Origin of the sequence: Cellulomonas sp. IC4_254 (assembly GCF_011603975.1) — a bacterium.
Lineage (GTDB): Bacteria > Actinomycetota > Actinomycetes > Actinomycetales > Cellulomonadaceae > Cellulomonas.
In genome coordinates, this window is sequence record NZ_JAANNB010000380.1 from 1 (window position 1) to 1,114 (window position 1,114).

At 78.8% G+C, this 1,114-nt stretch carries 1 protein-coding gene and 1 pseudogene; both read left to right on the top strand.

Annotation, left to right across the window (positions count from 1 at the left end; translation table 11 throughout):
* The coding region (locus G6556_RS18905; RefSeq protein WP_205693776.1) for a C40 family peptidase at positions 1-843 on the top strand (843 nt) is incomplete at its 5' end.
* Positions 840-1,114, top strand: a pseudogene (locus tag G6556_RS18910) (hypothetical protein); the annotation flags it as partial. The gene G6556_RS18905 and the pseudogene G6556_RS18910, both read left to right, overlap by 4 nt.

The window sequence follows — 1,114 nt, forward strand, 5'->3', positions numbered from 1 at the left end:
GGCCCGGTGACCGGGGGAGTGGCGGCCGTGCAGGCCCGCATCGCGGAGATCCGCGCGTACGTGGCGCCGGCGACGGTGCCGGTGGCGGCCGCGTCGACCGCGGCCGCGTCCACGGCGGCCACGGCGTCCGCCGTGTCCATGACGTCCGCGGCCTCCGGGACCGACTTCGCCGCCGCGCTCGCGCAGCTCACCGGCACCACCGGGGCCGACCTCGGCACCGTGCCCGAGAACGCGCTGTCGACGACAGTCACCGGCCAGGACCTCGTCGAGGCCGCCAAGAAGTACCTCGGCACCCCCTACGTCTGGGGCGGCGAGTCGCTCGCCGAGGGCGGGCTGGACTGCTCGGGCCTCGTGCTCCGGTCGCTCGCCGACCTCGGCATCACCTCCGGGGTGCCGCGGGTGGCCCGCGACCAGGCCACGCTCGGCCAGGAGGTCCCCTCGCTCGACCAGGCGCTGCCCGGCGACCTGATCGTGCTGAACGGCGGCAAGCACATCGGCATCTACGTCGGCGACGGCCAGATGATCGACGCCCCCAAGCCCGGGAAGTCGGTGACCATCCGCGACGTGTACGCGGAGCCGACGACGATCCGGCGGGTCCTGCCGCAGCAGGCGGCGGCCGCCCCGGCCGGCGCGTCGACCGTCTCGTCCTCGCTGTCCTCGGCGCTCGCGAGCACGGCCGCCGGGCAGAACGCGCTCGCGCTGCTGACCGGCTCCGCCGGCGCGGCGGGCGCGACCGGCTCGACCTCGCTCACCTCGGCGCTCGGCGCCCTCGGCTCCAGCTCGGCCGGGGCCGGCACGTCCACCTCGTCCCTGCTCACGTCCCTCTGGGGGGCCGCCTCGTGACCATCAGCACGCTTCCCGCCGCACCGGCGCGCGCCGCGACCGGCGCGACGGCCGGCAGCGCCGCGCGCACCGCGTCGACCGGGTTCGACGCGGTCCTGCAGGGCGCGCTCGCCGCGGGCCCGCAGGACCGGGCCGCGCAGCCGGACCGCGCGGACCGCGCGGCGACGGACCGCCCGGGTGCCGACCGCGCCGGGGCGGACCGCCCGCGCGGCACCGACCGCACCGACCGTGCCGCCCGCCCGGACCGCCCGCGCGGCACCGACCGCCCCGA